General features: G+C 33.0%; 20 protein-coding genes, 1 pseudogene and 1 riboswitch. Of the genes and pseudogenes, 7 read left to right on the plus strand and 14 right to left on the minus strand.

Features of this window, described 5'->3' with window-relative positions:
- Positions 1-55 precede the first annotated feature (55 nt).
- The 4 genes and pseudogenes from ACW0JX_RS13750 to ACW0JX_RS13765 form a co-directional block, all read right to left on the minus strand.
- Positions 56-568 carry a GNAT family N-acetyltransferase gene (locus ACW0JX_RS13750; protein ID WP_440605302.1) on the minus strand — a complete coding sequence of 171 codons (513 nt, stop codon included), beginning with the start codon at positions 566-568 and terminating at the stop codon, positions 56-58.
- Between the two features lie 80 nt (positions 569-648).
- The gene (locus ACW0JX_RS13755) at positions 649-1,650 is read right to left on the minus strand and encodes an HAAS signaling domain-containing protein (protein WP_459244842.1); all 1,002 of its coding nucleotides are present in this window, start codon (positions 1,648-1,650) and stop codon (positions 649-651) included.
- Positions 1,637-1,984 (minus strand): PadR family transcriptional regulator, encoded by a 348-nt coding sequence (locus ACW0JX_RS13760; protein ID WP_144465260.1) that lies wholly within the window; start codon positions 1,982-1,984, stop codon positions 1,637-1,639. The genes ACW0JX_RS13755 and ACW0JX_RS13760 overlap by 14 nt, the downstream gene beginning before the upstream one ends.
- A 975-nt stretch (positions 1,985-2,959) precedes the next feature.
- A riboswitch (Fluoride riboswitch) is annotated at positions 2,960-3,021 on the minus strand.
- Positions 3,018-3,353, minus strand: a pseudogene (locus ACW0JX_RS13765) (DUF952 domain-containing protein). It overlaps the preceding riboswitch by 4 nt.
- An 81-nt stretch (positions 3,354-3,434) precedes the next feature.
- On the opposite strand from ACW0JX_RS13765, the gene ACW0JX_RS13770 reads away from it, so the two are divergent.
- Positions 3,435-4,163, plus strand: coding sequence for a hypothetical protein (locus tag ACW0JX_RS13770; RefSeq protein WP_440605304.1), 729 nt, complete (start codon positions 3,435-3,437; stop codon positions 4,161-4,163).
- A 116-nt stretch (positions 4,164-4,279) separates the two neighbouring features.
- Here the strand turns inward: ACW0JX_RS13770 and ACW0JX_RS13775 are convergent, their stop codons facing one another.
- On the minus strand, positions 4,280-6,355 hold the full coding sequence (locus ACW0JX_RS13775) for a HelD family protein (RefSeq protein WP_440605305.1): 2,076 nt from the start codon (positions 6,353-6,355) through the stop codon (positions 4,280-4,282).
- 320 nt (positions 6,356-6,675) lie between these two features.
- Here ACW0JX_RS13775 and ACW0JX_RS13780 point away from each other — a divergent pair, with 320 nt between their 5' ends.
- Complete coding sequence (locus ACW0JX_RS13780; protein WP_440605306.1) at positions 6,676-7,521, plus strand: CPBP family glutamic-type intramembrane protease; 846 nt, start codon at positions 6,676-6,678, stop codon at positions 7,519-7,521.
- Positions 7,522-7,575: 54 nt separating this feature from the next.
- Here the strand turns inward: ACW0JX_RS13780 and ACW0JX_RS13785 are convergent, their stop codons facing one another.
- Together ACW0JX_RS13785 and recQ are read right to left on the minus strand one after the other, a co-directional pair.
- Positions 7,576-7,956, minus strand: a complete 381-nt coding sequence (locus ACW0JX_RS13785) for a gamma-glutamylcyclotransferase family protein (protein WP_440605307.1) — start codon at positions 7,954-7,956, stop codon at positions 7,576-7,578.
- Between the two features lie 25 nt (positions 7,957-7,981).
- Positions 7,982-10,099 carry a DNA helicase RecQ gene (gene recQ, locus ACW0JX_RS13790; RefSeq protein ID WP_459244843.1) on the minus strand — a complete coding sequence of 706 codons (2,118 nt, stop codon included), beginning with the start codon at positions 10,097-10,099 and terminating at the stop codon, positions 7,982-7,984.
- Positions 10,100-10,362: 263 nt separating this feature from the next.
- Between recQ and ACW0JX_RS13795 the strand changes: the two genes are divergently transcribed.
- The 4 genes from ACW0JX_RS13795 to ACW0JX_RS13810 all read left to right on the plus strand — a co-directional run bounded on the left by ACW0JX_RS13795 (position 10,363) and on the right by ACW0JX_RS13810 (position 12,956).
- Positions 10,363-10,524, plus strand: coding sequence for a hypothetical protein (locus ACW0JX_RS13795; RefSeq protein ID WP_016081284.1), 162 nt, complete (start codon positions 10,363-10,365; stop codon positions 10,522-10,524).
- Positions 10,525-11,209: 685 nt separating this feature from the next.
- A complete protein-coding gene (locus ACW0JX_RS13800; protein WP_440605308.1) occupies positions 11,210-11,833 on the plus strand; it encodes an acetylglutamate kinase in 624 nt (207 codons plus the stop codon).
- A 178-nt stretch (positions 11,834-12,011) separates the two neighbouring features.
- Positions 12,012-12,368 (plus strand): hypothetical protein, encoded by a 357-nt coding sequence (locus ACW0JX_RS13805; protein WP_000606231.1) that lies wholly within the window; start codon positions 12,012-12,014, stop codon positions 12,366-12,368.
- Between the two features lie 135 nt (positions 12,369-12,503).
- On the plus strand, positions 12,504-12,956 hold the full coding sequence (locus ACW0JX_RS13810; protein WP_000877567.1) for a hypothetical protein: 453 nt from the start codon (positions 12,504-12,506) through the stop codon (positions 12,954-12,956).
- Positions 12,957-13,018: 62 nt separating this feature from the next.
- On the opposite strand, the gene ACW0JX_RS13815 is transcribed toward ACW0JX_RS13810, so the two are convergent.
- From ACW0JX_RS13815 to ACW0JX_RS13825, 3 genes are all read right to left on the minus strand, one after another.
- Positions 13,019-14,373, minus strand: a protein-coding gene (locus tag ACW0JX_RS13815; RefSeq protein ID WP_098257060.1) for an IS3 family transposase whose coding sequence is annotated in 2 segments (ribosomal slippage) — positions 13,019-13,920 and positions 13,920-14,373 — 1,356 coding nt in all. Because the reading frame shifts where the segments join, the coding sequence is not laid out codon by codon here.
- 33 nt (positions 14,374-14,406) lie between these two features.
- Positions 14,407-14,583 carry a hypothetical protein gene (locus ACW0JX_RS13820; RefSeq protein WP_459244844.1) on the minus strand — a complete coding sequence of 59 codons (177 nt, stop codon included), beginning with the start codon at positions 14,581-14,583 and terminating at the stop codon, positions 14,407-14,409.
- A 347-nt stretch (positions 14,584-14,930) separates the two neighbouring features.
- Positions 14,931-15,380 (minus strand): DUF6884 domain-containing protein, encoded by a 450-nt coding sequence (locus ACW0JX_RS13825; RefSeq protein WP_144465264.1) that lies wholly within the window; start codon positions 15,378-15,380, stop codon positions 14,931-14,933.
- Positions 15,381-15,620: 240 nt separating this feature from the next.
- On the opposite strand from ACW0JX_RS13825, the gene ACW0JX_RS13830 reads away from it, so the two are divergent.
- The gene (locus ACW0JX_RS13830) at positions 15,621-15,809 is read left to right on the plus strand and encodes a DUF4017 family protein (RefSeq protein ID WP_000789485.1); all 189 of its coding nucleotides are present in this window, start codon (positions 15,621-15,623) and stop codon (positions 15,807-15,809) included.
- A gap of 28 nt (positions 15,810-15,837) precedes the next feature.
- Here the strand turns inward: ACW0JX_RS13830 and ACW0JX_RS13835 are convergent, their stop codons facing one another.
- From ACW0JX_RS13835 to ACW0JX_RS13850, 4 genes are all read right to left on the minus strand, one after another.
- Positions 15,838-17,484 carry a M3 family oligoendopeptidase gene (locus ACW0JX_RS13835; RefSeq protein WP_440605309.1) on the minus strand — a complete coding sequence of 549 codons (1,647 nt, stop codon included), beginning with the start codon at positions 17,482-17,484 and terminating at the stop codon, positions 15,838-15,840.
- A gap of 109 nt (positions 17,485-17,593) precedes the next feature.
- Complete coding sequence (gene ppaC / locus ACW0JX_RS13840; protein ID WP_000416871.1) at positions 17,594-18,523, minus strand: manganese-dependent inorganic pyrophosphatase; 930 nt, start codon at positions 18,521-18,523, stop codon at positions 17,594-17,596.
- A 160-nt stretch (positions 18,524-18,683) separates the two neighbouring features.
- Positions 18,684-19,349 (minus strand): lytic polysaccharide monooxygenase, encoded by a 666-nt coding sequence (locus ACW0JX_RS13845; RefSeq protein WP_016081274.1) that lies wholly within the window; start codon positions 19,347-19,349, stop codon positions 18,684-18,686.
- A 233-nt stretch (positions 19,350-19,582) separates the two neighbouring features.
- A complete protein-coding gene (locus tag ACW0JX_RS13850) occupies positions 19,583-20,086 on the minus strand; it encodes a GNAT family N-acetyltransferase (protein ID WP_340783612.1) in 504 nt (167 codons plus the stop codon).
- Between the last annotated feature and the right edge of the window lie 84 nt (positions 20,087-20,170).

Here is a 20,170-nt window from a genome sequence, read left to right on the forward strand (position 1 = left end):
AGCTATTAAAATAAGAAAAAGGTAGCATGAATTTTTTCTTGCTACCGAAAAATATTTATTCTTCTATAGGATTTTCAGGACCGTTAAGTTCCAGCTGATAAAAAGCTAAATCTAGCCATTTATTAAACTTATAACCAGCTTTTTTTATTGTCCCTGCATGAACAAATCCATAGTTTTGATGCAAGGCAATACTTTTTTCATTCTCTGCATCAATTCCAGCAATTAAGGTCATATACTCTCTTTCCTTCGCAATTTTGATTAATTCTTTCATTAATGAAGACCCAATGCCATTTTTTCTATATGCCCTATCTACATACACAGAATGTTCAACTGAATATTTATAAGCAGGCCACGCTCTAAATGGGCCGAATGTCGCAAACCCTACTACTTTATTATCTAATTTATATACGAAAATGGGATACCCTTCAGCCTTTTTTTGTTCATACCAATCTATTCTATTTTCAAGGGTTACAGGTTTATACGAATATACAGCTGTTGTATAAAGTATCGCATCGTTATAAATATCTAAAATGTATGCTAAATCTCTTTTCGTTGCTTCCCTTATCATTATTTTCTTCCTTTCATCATGTTCATCTTATTTCACTATTTTCTTAATAGTTTTATTTTATCGAAATTTCCGTTTTTTATCTACATACGAATACTAGCTTTTCGGAAACCATCAAATATATTTATTGCAGCAGATAACATATAAAAGAAAATTCCTCCCCCAATGAGCCACGTTTTAAACTCCTCTGGGGAAGTAGTAAATGCATTTGCCAAATACGTAATGAATCCTTCGTTTAATAAATGTGGATTTACTACAATTACAATGAATATGATTGTTCCGACTACTTGAAGAATAGCATTTCCAATTGCCAACCTTTTCGTCCATTGTCCCTGTACTAACTTATAAAGTGATATAGCTACTTCGAAAACGATCATAACCAAAATTAGGGGCCAGTATTGAAGCAAAACATCTTGATTAAACGTTGGCGCGACAAACTTCAATCCGTTTTCTGTACCATGATATACGCCTACAAGATGATTCGCATAAAAGTAAAGTGTAGCCCATATTGCTGTCCACATTAAACCTCCAAAAACTTCAAACTTTGAAATCGCCTTTTTCTTCGGGATATACGAAACATTTTTCAAGTCATCTGGTGTCCATTTTTTTAAGCTTGTTGTTAATGGGTGTGGATCCTTTTCTTTATCAGTTCTTTCTAAAATAGCAAATACAAGTGTTAACCAGAAAAATACATGGAGACCCACTTCAAAAATTTCCCCTATACCTTTACCTATCAATTGTAAAATAACATTTAATACCGCTTGATCACCATTATAGCCTATAAAATTTTCTGCAACCATTGAAATGAGCGCAATAACAGCTGCAATTGGTATAATCATTTTTAATAGCGTCGTATATACATCAAAATAACGTGGTCCAATTAAATGCATTGGTCTATCCAAGTACCCATTAGCCAATGAAATTGGACTTCCCAATTTTTCGAGTACACTCTTCACATCTTCCTCATTATAATCGTCTGGTAACATATCCTCTATTGTTGACCGTAGTTCAAGTGTAATATCTTCACGATTTTGTTCAGGCAATCTCTTCGCAACTTCATGGACATACATATCAATCAAACTCATTTTCGTCCTCCTCCTTTAATAAGTTATAAAGTTCTTTCGAATCCTTTATCCATTCCTTTTTTAACTGCAAAAATATTTCTAATCCATATTCACTTAAAACATAATATTTACGAGGTCTACTCTCCGTTTTATCCCAACTACTCGTTACTAGCTCCTGCTTTTCTAATCTGCGAAGTAGTGGATATAAAGTACTTTGATCAATTGTAATCCCTGATTGCTCCAATAACTGGACAAGTGAATATCCGTACTGCGGCGTTCTTAATTGACTTAAAACAGCTAACGTTAATGTCCCTCTTCTTAACTCAGTAATTAACGAGTTTAATAAAGTATCCATTCACTCACCTCATTTCCATTACTATATGTCATACAGTATGTGTTTTATACTATGTATCGTACAGTATTAATGTGACAAAAACTATAATCATTTACCAAAAAACGGATAATAAAAAGCGCAAATTATATGATTTTTGCTTTTTTAGCTAAGTTATATATCTATAGCAATCTAAAAGGTAGCACCTTAACTACTAATTTTGAAGTTCTAGTAATGCTATGTTACAAATATCGTATACATATGATGTGAACATAACATCTCACTATAGGAAGCTATTAAAACGGCAAATTACCATGGTTGAATGATTCCCGTTTTCAGCACCTAATCAACGTTATTTCCTTCATAAACTTCATCTTGTTCAAAATCTCTATTTTTATTTGGTTTATTAAAGTAAAATAAAAAACAATTAAATTAGGTTAATTGTTTTTCAAATGCAAAATCTTTATTTTTTTAAATAACCTATGATATTCGAAAAGACAAACTCTCCAAATGCAAGTGGTATATAAATAAACCATAACTTTAATATTGCCTTTGTTTCTTTGTGATCAGAATCCCCCATTAAAACCAATCCAATCCTTTTTCTTCTAATATTTTCATTTTAATTCCAATAACAAGGAAATTATACCATTTATCAATATTATAGTCTATGTTTTCTAAAAATTAGATAAATAAAACTTTTGTATTCCCTCAATATTCAGATAAACATAATAATTTTTTTACGTTTCATCTTCAAAGTCTATAATGAGTCCTGTTAGAACTGCTTCATTACCAATCGATTGGATCCCGTGACCAATAAAAATTCTTCCCACTCTAACTGCTCTTTTGTGATTCATCGTCACATTATGATGAATCACTCATACATTATCTAGAAGTAAAAACCCTAATTCACTTTTCTCTTAAAGAGCACAATTCAAATGTGCTCTTTTTAAGTCTGTTCGAATAAAATTAAAAATCCTACTGATAAACAAAAAATCTCGTTTATCAATAGGATTCATTAGCTATATATAGCAATTATAGCGAACTCCATCGCCTATTACTAAAGTCGAACTGATTTAAGTAATATAAATTCCCCGTTTTCTTTAGAAAATGGAACAACCTCTACAATCGCCTCAACATTAATTACTCCGTAAACATGCGGATATTCTTAACCGTTTGAAGCAAGTTCATATTTTACTTCTGCTTTTAATAGGGCTGGATCAATTGTAAGTAATAAAACATCTTCTTCATGCTTGAAATATTTTTCTGCAACTCTTAAAGCTTGATCTACTAATGAACAATGAATAAATCCCTCTTCTATAAGGGAATCTTCATTAATTTTTCCAATTATTTTTGCGATTTCCCAATTACTTTTCGTAATTACTTTTGTAATCATAGTAACTCTCCCTTTTTAATTTATGTAATGATATAATAACACTAAATTTTCAACACGTTCTTAATAGATTGGGGACTTATAATGGATAAACCTCTCACTACATTACAAACTATTATTATACATATGAATACAAATGAGCATTGGCATGATTTTATTTGTTACTGTCAGCATCGCGAAGCGGGACTTCGAAAATTAGCTTATAAACATTTAGAGACATTTATTTCAAATGCAAAGAAATGGGAATCAAAAGATCAAGAAGAGTTTGCCATTTCACTGTTTACTATTTTAGATGCATTAAACGAAAAAGATGAGGTCTTAACTTTCGCACTAAATAGTTTGCTAATAGACATTCTATATAGATGGACAGAAAACAACCCATTTGATTCAAGACCTTTTAGATGGATAGGAATTTATATGGACTCTAGCAATAAAGATGACGATTTAGAAAAATTCCTTCGAAAAGCGATTGAATTAGGTGGTGATACCGAACAAGAAGCTATGATATACCTAGTTTCTAATTACATCCATACTTTAGAATTTGGTACACATGAATTCCCTTCAGGTTATTGCGGAGATTTAAGCGAATGTATAGAAAAACTTCCCTATATGCTTCAATTAATTAATAGAATTCAGAATAAGAACATAAAGGAGCAAAACATTGGTCAAATACAAGAACAACTACACCTTATTCTAGATTGGTTAAAACATACACAAACTCCAGTAGATGCTGTTCGTACATGGGAAAAAGAACAAACTAAGGAATTAGAAAAAAGCATCGTATATCATTTAAACAACAGCTCAAGTCATTAATTCGTCTACCATTTTAATATAAAAAAGAGGATCTTCATACTGTACTAGAAAATCCTCTTTTTATATTTATCCCACATTAGCTTGCAGTAAAACTCCCCACTGATTATAGTTTTACTTTATTTTAATCCTTTAATTAAAGGTGACGCTTCCCCACTATGGAAAATCCATAAGTCATGAAGTGATCTCGTACATCCAACATATAGTAACTTTGCATCATGTTTTGTATTTTTGTAATGTTCCTCATCCACATCAATTAAAAGCACCGCATCAAATTCTAAACCTTTCGCTAAATAGACAGGTACTACTGATATACCACCTTCATATTTACTTTGGTTTGCTTCAATTACGTTTACCGTTAATTCTGCATTTTTTAATTTCACATATATATCACGGCATTCACCTTCTGTTCTTCCGATTACCGCAATTGTTTTCACATCTGCATTTTGCAAATGTTTTACCGTCTTCACAATTTCAGTAAATTGATTTTCTGCACGAATTACTTTCACATCTTCTCCACTGCGGAAGACTGGTGTTGCGAGTCCTACTGGGATGTCTGCATTTTTAATTATTTCATTTGCAAATTCAATAATTTCTTTTGTAGAACGATAACTTCTTGTCAATTCATAATAACCGGTTTCTTGGAATACTTCCTTAAAAGCATTCCAATCTTCAATTCCTTGGTAATCATAAATCGCTTGCGATAAATCACCTAATATAGTGAAAGAATTACCTAATGTAATTTCTTTTAATACATAAACTTGGAAAGGCGAAAAATCTTGCGCTTCATCAATAACAACGTGATGAAACTTCTGCCCGATTTCGATCCCTGTTATACGATGATGTATGTATATTAAAGCTGGTAAATCTTCTACATACACTTCTTTTTTACGACAACTCTTTTCTGTTTCTTTAACAAGTTCTTCAGGTAATACCTCAAGTATTTCTTTACTTTTTACTATTGAACTATACAGTGAAAGAGCACTCATTTTTGGCCAAAACTTCATATATGCGTTCAGTCTCTTAGTCGCTTCTTTTTTAAGTAATTTTTTCTCGTTTGTTTCCCCGAATTTTTTAAGTTCAATTTCAATCCAGCGCTTCATTCGTCCTACTAATCGTTCTCTTCTTTTCTGTAAAGGATAATGTTTATATTCAACTTGCATCCATTTTTTAATATCTTCTACTGGGATAATCGCTCTATCCCACGCCTCAAAATCTTTTGTCGGAATTAACTCATTTTCAAATTGGATCATTCTCTCTTCAATAAACGTCTTAAATTCCAACGTACCCTTTAATTTACCTAGCATTACCTTCTTTTCATCACGATTAATTGAAAATGCTTCTTTCAATTTTTCTTCTGTCTGCTTTAGTTTCACTGAATCATCTAACGTACGTAATGCCCAATCCGGAAACGTTGTTTGACTAATATTCCCTACACCTAATTCAGGAAGTACACTCGAAATATAGTCTAAAAACAGACTATTCGGCGCAAATACGATCATTCTTTCTGCTTCTAGTTGTTCACGATATTCATAAATTAAAAAAGCAAGGCGATGTAAAGCAATTGTTGTCTTTCCGCTCCCTGCAACCCCTTGAATAAGTAATGGTAAATTTCTTTCCGCTCGAATAATATCATTTTGTTCTGATTGAATCGTTGAAACAATATCCTTTAGCTTATTATCTTTATTCTCACCTAATCGATATAGAAGAAAATCATCGGCATGCGATACATCTTCATTTCCTTTTACATATGTATCAACAACACGTTCAAGTTCTCTTTTTCGAATGGAAATGTTTCGTTTTAAATACACATCACCTTCTACTAACCCATCTGGTGATTGATAAAACGCTAATTCGTCTCCACCGGTAAATGAATAAAACATACTTGCGACAGGTGCCCGCCAATCGATAATGATTGGCTTCATCGTGTCCATATCCGAAACCCCTACTTTTCCGATATAAATCGGCATAACTTCTTCTTTTCCATCTTCCTGAAAATCTAACCTTCCAAAGTACGGCTCTTGCACACCAATACGTAAGTTTTGTCTATTAGACTCCCTCATACTTTCAAGAATTTGCTCTTTAAAATCTTCTCCATAATAAACTGGGATTTTTTCAAGCTTATCCAATTGCTCATCCATCGTATGTAAAGTATCCTTCATTTTTTGTAACTCATCTTCAAATATGTTGCTCATTTCGACGATTCCCTCCTGTCCGTTCTAATTTTTCAGTCGAAGTATCATTGTATTAAAAATCCAATCATAAAGTCAATAGTTTCCATTTAAATTTTCCGAAAAAACTTACTTTTCATCTTTCTAATTTAAAAAGAATATGCAACATCTAAATCAAACAAATACACATATAGTATAGTGATGCATGCAAAAGATACTACTTTCTATTTGTCTCCTATTTAATTTATCTATTAAAAAACATTGTAAAAATTAAAGATTTTAATCAATGGGCGTTTTACTGCCCATAAATAGTAGGATAAACAAAAGTAAAGGAGGCTCTTCAAATGAATGTCGCGAAAAAGAAATCACTAAAGTTATATTTACTTATTTTTGTATTCACTGTTTTGGCCAGTGGATGGATTGGGGTATTTCTAGATTCTCTTCTAACAAATCAACCTGAAGGAAACACTTTAGGTATGGGATTATGGCTAATATTACCTTTCCTCCTAAGCATTTTCCTTAGAGTTATTAGCCGAGATTGGAATGATTTTGGCATCAAGCCAAATTTGAAAGGAAACTTTACATGGTATTTCACTGCACTACTTATTTATCCATTCGTTACAGTAATAACGATAAGCATATCGCTCATTTTTGGAGTAGCTCATATTTCTAGTTTTGATATATCCACGTTATTGTCACTCATAGTCATGTCTTCTATTGGAAACTTTATTAAAAACATTTTTGAAGAGTTTTCTTGGCGTGGTTATTTAACTCCAAAGTTGATTGAACTAAATCTAAACGATTGGTACATTTATATTATTTCTGGTTTAATTTGGGCACTTTGGCATGCTGCATATTATATAGTCTTTTTGCCAAATGAATATTTTGAATCTATCTCAAGATTAAATATGCTTTTATCTGGCTGTATCCTTATGGTTTGTTGGTCAATTATGTATGTTGAAATATATAGACTTACAAAATCCGTCTGGCCATGCGTTATCATGCATGCGATCGAGGATGCTGTTCCTACTGTTTTAGTTACCATAACAGGGATTATTACCCTTACAAACAGTAGTGATTTTTGGTTAAATCCTATTAGCGGGGTCGCTGCTACTGTTTTATTTCTCGGAATTGGAATCGTACTAAGAACTATAAGAATAAAAAGAGAACGACAATTATTCACACAATAAAAAGCAGATAATGAATTCGTCATTATCTGCTTTCCAATTTTTAAAACTACCTTATTATATTTTTTGATACATAAGCCAGTCATCAGATTCTATCACTTTCTTTAACATCTTTTTATCTTGAGCGATATACACATATGCCTCTATTTTCCTATCAGCAACATATACTGTTTGCGTGATTCGATCATATAAATCAGTCTCCGCATTACCTGTATATTCTTCTAGTTCATCTAACTTACACAATATCTCATCATTTACTACATAAACTTCTCCATACACCTTTTCTTCAATCGAATAAGTCATGGCCGGATATCCTTCGTTCGTATCAAATAATTTTCCATATGTCCAAGCTCTGTCTGCAATGCATGTTGCACCTAGCATATAATGAGCATTCGTTTGTCCTCTTCTTAACGTGCCATAAACGAAAACATGATACATAAATTCTTATCCCCTTTATATGTCTCTACTTTCTTATTTGTAAATAAGCACGAATCATAAAGTAACTCACTTCATTCGGAAGCTGTTCTTTAATAGATTTCAGACCACCCTCTGCATTTTGAACGGCAATTTCAATAAGAGATTCATACTCTGATGGAACAAAACTTTGCCACTCTACTTCCATTCCATCCTCGTAGCAGCGAATTAAATGGTTTTCGATTGTTTGTCTTGATAAGTTGCGTTCTTTTGCAATCTCATTCAAATCAATACCTTGTTTATACATTTCATACGTTTCTAAATGAGAATTTGCGGACGCTTTTCCTGACTTTTTACGCTCTGAAACTACTTCTGTCTTAATCGTTTCAGTATAATTTGGATTTTCTTCAATAAAATGCTGAACTGCTTGTAAGAAGTGCGAGCCATATTTCACAAGTTTGTGTTCTCCGATACCTTTTACCGTCAACAATTCGGAATCACTTTGCGGCATTTTCACGCACATATCTTTCAATGTTTGGTCAGAGAAAATAACGAACGGAGGTACACCTTCTCCTTGTGCAATTTCTTTACGTACTTCACGAAGCACTTCAAATAAAGGATGGTCTTGAACAATTTGTCTTGTCTCTACTCGTTCTTTTCGTAAAACATTCTCTTTACCAAGTAATACTTCTTTCCCTTTTTCTGTTACTTTTAACGTCGGATAAGTGCCATGTTCAACTGCAATTAACTCATCTGAAATTAAAAACTCAATAAACTCACTGACCTCTTTTACACTATGGTTCGATAAAAGCCCATACGTTGGTAAAGTATGAAAATTAAATTCAATAACTTTCTTATTTTTCGACCCCGTTAATACTTGCGCTATCATTTGCTTTCCAAAGCGTTGGTTCGTTCTAATCATGCATGATAAAACCATTTGTGATTCCCTTGTCACATCGATGCTCTCGCGATTGTCTGTACAATTACCACAGCGTCCACAATCTTCTTTCGGTTCTTCTCCAAAGTATTGCAAAATGAATGATTGTAAACATTGTTCTGTATGACAGTAATCGGTCATATTTTGCAATTTTTCAAGTTCATTTGAAAAACGTGATTCTCCAGTTGATTGATCAATTAAAAAACGCTGTACTTGTACATCTTGAGAAGAATATAACAATATACATGTGCTATCTAATCCGTCACGACCAGCACGTCCTGCTTCTTGATAGTAACTTTCCATATTTTTTGGAAGCTGATAATGAATTACGTAACGAATATTCGATTTATCAATACCCATCCCGAATGCAGATGTTGCTACCATTACACTTACTTCATCTCGTAAAAAGAGTTCTTGTTGCTCATTTCGATCACTATCACTCATACCAGCGTGATATTTTGATACAGAAACTCCTGCCTTCATTAAATCTTCATATAACTGATCGACTACTTTTCTAGTAGCTGCATATATAATCCCAGATTCCTTTTGATTTTGACGAATATAATCCGCCAAATATGCATTTCGATCTTGCCCTTTAATAACAGAAAACGATAAGTTCTCACGCTCAAACGTTGTCATAATTGTATTTTCTTGATTAATTTCAAGTGTATTACAAATATCATCACGTACTTGCGGTGTTGCTGTTGCTGTTAATGCTAATACGAGCGGCTTTTCTGGAAGATAATCTAATATGCGATGTATATGTAAATAACTTGGACGGAAATCATGTCCCCACTGTGAAATACAGTGTGCTTCATCAATCGCAATCATAGGGATTTTCATATCGATAAGTTGGTCAACAAACTCCATCGAATCAAGACGCTCAGGCGCGACATAAAGTAATTTGTAATGTCCTTGTTTCGCTAATTGAATTCGCTGATTTGCTTCAGCAATAGAAATAGAACTATTAATATATGTAGCTGAAATGCCATTCTGTACCAATGTATCTACTTGATCCTTCATAAGTGATATTAAAGGAGATATAACCAACGTCGTTCCTTCAAATACTAATGCCGGAATTTGATAACAAATTGACTTACCGCCACCCGTTGGCATAATACAAACTGTATCTTTCCCATCTAGTACATTTTTAATTGTTTCATCTTGTCCTCTTCGAAACGAAGAATAACCAAAGTAGGACGCTAAAAGTTCTTGTGCTTTAGTAAACAAAAAAGAGTCACCTGCTTTTCTTTATCTTTCATCTACTTCTATTATATCAATCACTTATGCGACTTGAAAGGGATGGATAAACGCTTATTGTTTTTTCATTATTCTATATTTAATATGAATTAGCATCCGTGTTTTATATGTTTTACAACATTTATAACGTAAATCCAGTACACATGAAGAAAGAGTTTCAATTTAGATGTTCATTTTATTTCCCTTTCTTGAATACTACTAATTGTATACATATAAATTCAGGAGGTTACTATATGAAACATCGTAATATGAGTTCCATCACGGCAAAAAAGAAAACAACACAATTCCAATTCTCTAATAATGATGCGTGGAAATATGAATCATACTATAAGTATCAGCCATTATTCTCTTATAAAAAGCTTTTACATTTTCTTTCTCAATTTTTTAGACGTTAATATATGCGCAAAAAATGTATCATTCACAGAAGTTTTCTCAATATTAAATGTATAGACTTACTACAATTCAGTTGTTACCATATATAATAATCTGTTGGATAAACCCCTTAAGTTGACCTGCTCATATTAGCAGGTCTTTTTCATGATTACATACTAATGTGCACTTCAATCCCACTTCCAAGTCTTTTCTCCATTTTATAACTATATTTAAATCCCAACAATTAATGATAATCATAAATCGTTGGGATTTAAATTGTTCACATATAATTATGCAATTCTTCTTTCTCAATACACAAAACACATTTTACTTGTTACTATAAAAGTACTCCAGATGAGTTTTTGCTCATCGACATTATCTAGTTAATGGGGCCTGCCGCGGGAAGCAGGTCCCTTTGACTTTATGACGGTACCAATTTCATTTGGACACATTTACCAGGTTTTTTCAAAAGAATTTTATGATAACATTACGTAGTCGAGTCCGACATCTCGGCAATACCCTTTTGAGGGTCTGCAACTTCCCTTGCAGACCCTCTTTTACTTTATATTCACTTTATTCATATATACCACAACATCATTCGTTGAATTTCTCCATTTCAAATTCCCTAAAAATAATCTAGGACACGTAACTAAAAATAAATATTTATCATACTTTGAGTTATACATGTTCAAAGGAGTGTTACTATTTATGTATTCTTATTTGCAATCGTATTACTCCCCCTACCATAACCCTTATGTAAACTATGATTTATCCGTACGTAACTACCGAATTAGTAAAAACGAGAATTTTTTAAAAGGGTATATGCGTTCTTTATGGGAACAACACGTCGCTTGGACGAGATTGGCTATTATAAGTATTGTATATAATTTACCAGATGTTAACGTTACTGTTGGACGGCTTCTACAAAACGCAACACATATGGGTTTATCACTTGAACCATTTTACGGTGAGGATGCAGTGAAAAAATATAGTGCATTAATTAAAGATCACTTAGTAATTGCAGCGGATCTTGTTAAAGCCGCAAAAGCTGGTAATCAAAATGCAGCGGCCGCTATAGAGAAAAAATGGTACGCTAATGGTGATGAAATTATTGAATTTCTTAACAGTATCAACCCATATATAGATAAAGAAGAATTTAGAAAAATGTTTTATGAACATTTAGCACTAACGAAAGCAGAAGCACTTGCCTTCCTAAATAAAGATTATGAAGCAGGAGTAAAACTTTACGATAAAATTGAAAAAGAAGCATTAGAAATGGCCGATATGATAACAAACGCAATCGTAAAACAATTCCCGCAAGTATTTCAATAAAGTAAAACTTTAATCAGAGTAGGTATTACTACTAAGTAATACTTGATAAAAATAAGTCGATTTCCAAACATAAATCGGCTTATTTAGTTTTCTCTCCATGATATTTCACCTCTCCTCTTTACATTTAGCTTATATCGATATATTTTATTAATATCCGTTTTTTATAGGAGGAAATAGTTTGATTAACGCGATTGGTCTCGTTTTTATACTTACAAATAAACACGAGAAAAAAAAGAAAGTTTACTTAAATGAAAAATTTGCACTAATAGATATTATTGATTCTAAAGAAGTATTTGATGATGAAGGGAATCCTTTAGTAGAACTAACATGTAAATACAGTATATATTTAGATGAAAAATATTACTGTAAATCTCTCGATGATTATACCGGACAAGTATTTCCTTTCTTAAGTGCAAAAATAGGAAAAGGTCTTCTAAGAAACTTAAACTACTACTTTTCTTACGTTGATGCCTATGATAAGAAACCACCAGTTAAAGAAATAAGACCACTTATGAAACAAGTAACGAACAGATAGCGAAAAATACAAAAAAAAGAAAGCATCTAACTCTAGATGTTTTCTTTTTTATTGAAAACTCATTAACTTTCATCCTCTTCTAAAAGTATGTATCCAAGCATATTTTAAATTAAAAACATTGGAGGATTAGACTAAATGAAATACTCAGAAACAATTATAAGCAAACGACTTCGAATACTTAAACTGACGGGTATGTTTTTCATGCTAGTGTTAATAGCATGGATTGGCTATACAAAATTACTTTATGAAAACGGCTTTCTTCAAGAAAAAAAGAATTCAGTAGAAGTAATGAACACTAGCATTACAGGAGAAATAGAGCAGCTTTTTCATATAAACTTGCAAGGTTATCGAAAAACAAGCCTTGATGCTGTTATAGAAGCAAGCAAAACCGATCCAAGCGAACTATCCCTAATTGAATTGGTCAACAAATCCTGCTCGCGAGATTGCATAGGCGAACCAGTAACATATGTAAACTCAAACAATGGATATATCTTTTATAAGGAATCTAATGGAACTAATGTAGCTATAACGGTTAAAAAGAAAGACACATGGGTAATTGTAAAGAAATCTGTTCAAGATGGATTATAATTCCCCCCCAAAAAAAAGAGTACGTATGAAGTGACCCCTAAAAGTTAGACACGGTTATTTCATTAGGCAGCTTGATAAAAGTGAGTCCGGTATTGTACTGGGCTCATTTTTAATTTTGCCTTAATCCGTTTCGTATTATAATAATCTATATATTTTTCTAATTCTATTTTAAAGTGCTCTACATTTTCAAATTCTTTTATGTAGAGGAACTCCGACTTCATAATCCCAAAGAAATTTTCTATTACTGCGTTGTCGTAACAGTTGCCTTTTCGAGACATACTCTGGACGATAGCTCTTGATTCAAGTGTCCGGACGTACTGTCTCATTTGATAATGCCATCCTTGATCCGAATGCATCAGTAGCTGGTGGGTTTCAGGTAAACGTTCCAATGCTTTCTCTAACATGCCTGAAACAAGCGAATACGTCGGTCTAGAACCAATTGTATAGGTAATAATTTCACCATTATACAAATCTAATACAGGTGATACATACAGTTTTTCTCCAAACAATTTAAACTCTGTGATGTCTGTTACCCACTTTTGATTCGGTGCATCTGTATGAAAATTACGCTCTAAAATATTAGGTGCAATTCTACCGACTTTTCCTTTATAGGATTTATATTTCTTCATACGCACAACACACTTTAACCCAAGCTCTTTCATAATGCGCTGAACCTTCTTGTGGTTCACTTTCTGGCCACGATTCGTTAATTCATCACGAATGCGACGGTAACCATAACGACCTTCATTTTCCTCATAAATCGCTTTAATCTCAGCTTTCAAATCGGCATCTACATCTGGACGATTCATTTTCTTTACTAAATCATAATACGTGCTTCGAGGAATAGTAGCTAGCTCCACGAGTGCCTTGACCGAATATTTATGCCTTAATTCATAGACTACTTGCGCTTTGTCTTGTTTTGTGATTTTTCCTTGTTTTGAACTAAGGCATTTAACTTTTTTAAGTACTCATTTTCCATCTCAAGCTGTTTAATGCGTGCTTCAAGTGCTTCGACTGACCCTTCAGCTAAAGGTTGTTTTAATTGTTTATTTGAATCTTTTTTCATGGATGGACGCCCCTTTTTCTTAGATTGAAGGGCATCAATTCCTTGTGTTTCGAGCTGTTTTTTCCAAACAGAAATCGTTGAAGGGGCAGGAATATTAAAGATAGCTGCCGTCTCAAATAAGGACATACCGTTTTCAATCATAAAGTTTAGTACGTCTAGTTTAAATTGTTGTGTGTAATTTGTACATCGTTTTAGAAAAGCTTCCAGACCATTCTGTTTATATTGGTTTACCCAATTCAAAATGATTGTGTCACTTATACCGAGCGATCTACCCATTTCTCGATAACTTTCATTTCCGTTCAAATAACGTAGAACGATTTGTATTTTTTCATCAGCTGTAAATTTAGCCATAGAAAAACTGCACCTCCAATTGTTAGACTGTGTCTAACAATTGGGGTGCAGTTCAGTATCGTACTCTTTTTTATTATTAATCCCCTTCCTCTTCATCCCTACAATGGCATTTCGGTTTTGTTTTACAATGACATTTTTCACACTCACATTTCGGTTTCTCTTTGCAACAACATTCGTGAAAATCTCTGCATTTGCATCTACATCTCCCAAACATTAAATCATCCCAAAATTTATTACAATTTCGGGAATGCCCACAATGACAAGTATTCCTCATGAATATACTTCCTCCTAAATAGAATTCATCATATTCTATGTTTGAAAGTATACAAAGGCTTGTATATTAGTCTATTTTCTCCATATCATAAGTAGAGTTAGAAGATTATATAAAAATAAGTCTTATCTCACATTTCACAAATCGGATTTTTTATTCTCTAAATTGTATTAACTTGAATGGTAACACGAACAAAAAAGCATCACCTTTTTGGCGATGCTTAAAAACTCTATTTTACTTTTAGTTCTCTAAATAAAGTTTAAGATCATGGTGACCGAAACTATACCTATATTTCCGCCTCCTCCTTCACTGCCTCTTTTAACCTCTGCAACATATACCCAATTCCTTTACACCCCTCTAGCGGATATGTAATCATTTCTTCTGGATATAACTTTGTCACTACTTTTTTATGCTTCTTCCCTGCTAGTAAGACGATTTCGTCAAACTGTAGTAAACTTTTATCTACCATCTGTTTTTGTAATTTCTCTATACTTATTACCTCATCGTTTTTTGAATCAAATGCAAGATCATAGTTTTTTAATACAATATCATTTGGCCTTAAAAATCCATGTTTCGCTGATAATATAACCCAGTTTTCGAAAAACATGGATGCGTACGCCTGACATGCTTTTCCGAACGGACTAATATATACATCTTTTGCTTCCATCGGTCCGTAGTTTGAATGCTTATCCCAAATTTTCTTTTTTCCACATGGAATTATACATAGCCTTTTCATATATATTTCTACTCCCTTTACTTCAATAAATAAAATCCATTATTTTGTACATTTTTCTCTCGAAATACTATATAATAATTCTGAAAGTTTTAATTACACATTTTACCATATAAGTACTATGGATCACTCTCAATGCAAATATTATAATACCATAAAAATTTTTCTTTTTTCTTCAAAATAATAAAAATAAATTGTAATATTATGATGTATTAATAAAAATTAAAAAGGAGGTTCATAAAAATGAAAAATATTATCCCTGCACTATTAGTCTATTTTATCGTTTGCGTTATTTCCGTTATCATCCCAGCATCTGAAGGCTACAATTATGTCGGCTGGAAGTTATTTGTTGGGCAAGTGTATGCGATACCTATTTTCTTCATTACTGCGATAATCACATTTTATATAAACAAGAAAAAATCTTACGAATAAACAATTGTAAGGATAGCTAACGCTATCCTTATTTTAATTCGTTAATCAAATCTAAAATAGCCCTTGCAGTACTTTGTATCCTTTCTTCCGAAAAGTCAAACGCAACACCTGTATTTATATATATTTCCTGTATAGATAAATTCCAATCTGCACTCGCTCCCTCTTTAAAGAAAGCAATCGCTTTTTCTGGGTCCTCTCGATATATTTGAAACAGTTGCATCGCTCCTATTTGTGCAATTGCGTATTCAATTTTATAAAAAGGAAACTGAACATAGTGAAATGACTCTATCCAGCTTGCACCGATTTCACCTTCTAATCCTGCAATGTCGACTGATGAATATTGATACCTTTTGCATAGTTCGGCATATTTCTTATCACGCTCTTCTGGTGTATGGTTTGGATTTGCATAAAGCCAATGCTGGAATATATCTCCTGCAATTGACGACATTAATAAAGACAGAGCACGATATAATTGTACGCGCTGCACTTCTTTATATTCATCCTCTTGCTTATAAAAAACATTCAACTTATCCATTACTAATAACTCAAGACTGAGTGAATAAAGCTCAGCCACTTCTTCGCGCAGATATCTTTCCTGCATGCTACTATCATTGTTAAATTGTTTATAAAAATGAAATGCATGCCCCAATTCATGTATGAGTGCATTAATTGCATAAAAAGATGGACTAAAATTAGAATACACAAAAACCTCTTTACTATGAGGCAATGTAAAACAAGCAGCTCCTGGTGCTTTATTTCTACGTTCTTCTACGTCAATCAATTCCGCTTTCCCTATATAAATAAATTTCTCATAAAAATATAAATCTGTCGTCCGAAACATTTCTTCCACTCCATCCAATAAATCAATAGCATTTTGGAATGGGACTTTTGGTAAATGACATGGAGAAAGATCCCAAGGGCGATACGTTTTTACACCGAGATTCTTTTTAGAAATACTTCCTAACTGTTTCCAAATTGGTACAACATACTTTTCTATAGATTCATGGAGCTTATAGCAATCTTCAATACTGTAATCTCTATTTTTTTGTTTAAAAGCATATTCACTATAATTATGAAACCCTGCATTTAAAGCGAGCTCATTCCGTAATTGTACGAGCTCATTCATAATACAATCTATTTCCATTTTCACTGCACTTCTTGCTTTACATAAAGCGTACCAAGCTTTTTCACGAATAACTCTATTGGGGTTATCTAGCTTTGCTTTAACGTATGCATACGTCTTTTGCTCCCCCTCCCAATTAATTGTTATGTTAGACATTACTTCTCTATACTTCGTAATAAGTTCTTGCTCTTTAATAGAAAGTGCAATGTTTTTTTCATTAAACATTTTACTTTTTGCCAATCTTAATTTTTTCATAAATCCATATTTTTGCTCATCTAATAAATCGGAAAACTGACACTCTCTAAATTTCTGGTCAAATTTTGCATTGTATCTTTTTAATAGTGGTTGAATTGTATTTTGATTATACATATGTAAATTACGTTTATTTCTGTCATTTGTATCTCTATACGTGGCGATTAAACTACTTGTAATCTCCTCTTCTATTTCAGCGTTTACACGTAGTTCCTCTAAAAGCCAATTTTCTAATTCTAAAACAGAATTAATATTTCGCTCTAAAAGTGACTGTAATTTACTTTCCAAATCATTAAGCATACACAAGCCTCCTATTTTAAAATTAAAATTTTCTGTTTTTTAGAGAAAGAAAAAGGACAAGCAGCCAATCCGACTACTTGTCCTTTTTGTTAAATCATACTCAATAATATTAAGCTTGGAATGCTTCTGTTAATACTGGTACGATTTGTTTTTTACGAGATACAACACCTTTTAAAGTAGCTGTGTTGTTTTCTAGTGATACGTTGTATGCTTTCTCAACAACGTTTGCTGCTTTACCGATCGCAAGACCGACAGAATCGTTAGTTAAGATATCAGTTACAACGAATAAGAATAGGTCTAAACCTTTCTCTTCTACTACTGCAGAGATTACTTTTTCAAGTTCCGCTTGGTGTACAAGAACGTCGTTTGTATCAACAGCGTTTACTTGTGCGATTTCAACTTTCGCATTACCCATTTGGAATTCTTTAGCGTCAAGAGAGATTAATTGCTCCATTGTTTTTCCGCTTAAGTCAGCACCAGCTTTTAACATTTCTAAGCCGTAGCTATCAGCATCTACACCAGCGATTTCCGCTAATTCACGAGCAGCTGCTACGTCTTGTTCTGTGCAAGTTGGAGATTTGAATAGTAAAGAATCTGAAATAATTGCAGATAACATTAAACCTGCAACTTCTTTACGAATTGTAACGCCATTTTCTTTGTACATTTTGTTTAAGATTGTAGCTGTACATCCAACTGGCTCACAACGATAGTATATAGGATCGCTTGTTTCAAAGTTAGCAATACGGTGATGGTCAATAACTTCTAACACACGAACTGATTCGATATCGTTAGCACTTTGTTGACGCTCGTTATGGTCAACTAAAATAACGTTGTCCACTTCGCTTGCTACTGTCTCAACAAAACGCGGTCCTTCTACTTTAAAATAGTCTAACGCAAATTGAGTTTCACCGCTGATTTCGCCTAAACGTACAGGCTCAGCATTCATTCCTAATTCTTTTTTCAATTCTGCATAAGCAATTGCAGAACAAATTGCATCTGTATCTGGGTTTTTATGCCCGAAAACTAGTACTTTTTCCATGTTTTCCACCTCTTCATGAAAAGGATATCTTAAAGAAGCAAATATGACAATATTTAAAGCATATTTTTTTATAAATAATTGCACTTTCTTCTATATTTTTCATCATTTTCATAAAAAAAATCATCTAAAATGAATTAGATGATCGAAATATATGTTTCAATTAAAATAGTGTAGGAGTTTGCACTACGTTGTTAAAAGCGAAATTTGAAGCTAAGCCATTATTCACAAGGTTTACATCTATAACTTGATAAAACGCATTTCCAGTGTCTGCAATTTCCCAAACAGCTAAAATAAGATGGTATCCACTACGGTCAGTTGGTACATTTGCTTCGTGCGTTACTGTTGTCCCTGGTCTAGCTCCACCGTCATTTTTCACATAGAATGGCACTAAATCTAAATCTGATCGCGTTAAAGGTTTATTTGGATTCCAACCTTTTTTCGTAATATAATATTTCCACTCTTTTGTACTATGAGGAGCCGTAAGTTTCCACTTGAATGTATTCGTTCCGCCATTTAACGTAACTTTCTTCCACCTATCTACAGTTTGAACATCTAACGCAGGAAAATGACCAGCCCCTGCAATTTGTCCATCAGAAGGTCCTAGTTGCGGAAATCCACCTATCCCTTCTACACTTTGTGGTTCATATTGAATCGGTCCACAATTTACATTTACCCCTTGCTTACATAAATAAGATCGGCTCGCTGGTGATTCTACATATCCATGAGCTGAAGCCTTTTCTGAAAATCCAAATGTTAATAATCCCGTAAGTAATACGCCACCACTTAAAATAACTTTCTTCATCTTTTGTAAACTATTCTTTTTCATTCTTTCATCCCCTTCCAATAATAAAGCGAAAATAACTATAGTTGCCTAGTCATCTTCTCTACATTTATTATAAGACGAGAATCATTACTAAAAGAACCCTCTAAAAACTTTCTCAAATTCATTTAGTGCGTTAAATGGATTATATCAATAAATTTATTTAACACCGCCAAAAAAATATAGACGGTGTTAAAATAGTTTCTTATTATTCAGTATGATAACCTTTTAATCACAATTTATATGCATTTATAATAAAGAACCGTAGCATCTAACTTTCCATTCGGAGAAATTGCATACCCTGGTATTGTTCCAACTTCTTGGTAGTCTAGTGATTTGTACAATTTATTGGAAGGATCTCCTTCTCTAGTATCTAATACTAAAAGAGACCTGTTTTCTTGCTTTGCTCGTTCCTCTGCTTTTTGCATAAGCGATCGTCCAATACCGTTACGTCTAAAGTTTGGATGAGTCATTAATTTACAAATCTCGGCTCTATGAATTCCGTTAGGCTTTGTAACTAATTGTAATTGAATACTCCCTGCTACTTCGTTGTTTATTTTAGCCACATACAATATCACTTCTGGCGCTAATACTGTTTGCCAATACTTTGTTGCGTCTTTTTGTTCCAGTGGAGGCAAGAAACCAATTGATGCCCCATCATTTACAACCATTTTCAAAAGTGTCGAAAGTTCTTCCATATCATTTTCTAGTTTCTTAATTTCTTCAATTACTAAATTTCGCATTACTTTTCCCCCTTTTGTTTCATTGTAACAATTTTTAAAGAAGGAATAATGAAATAATAAGATGAATTTATATTAAGATATGAT

The sequence above is a fragment of the Bacillus sp. C-3-6 genome, assembly GCF_054509685.1.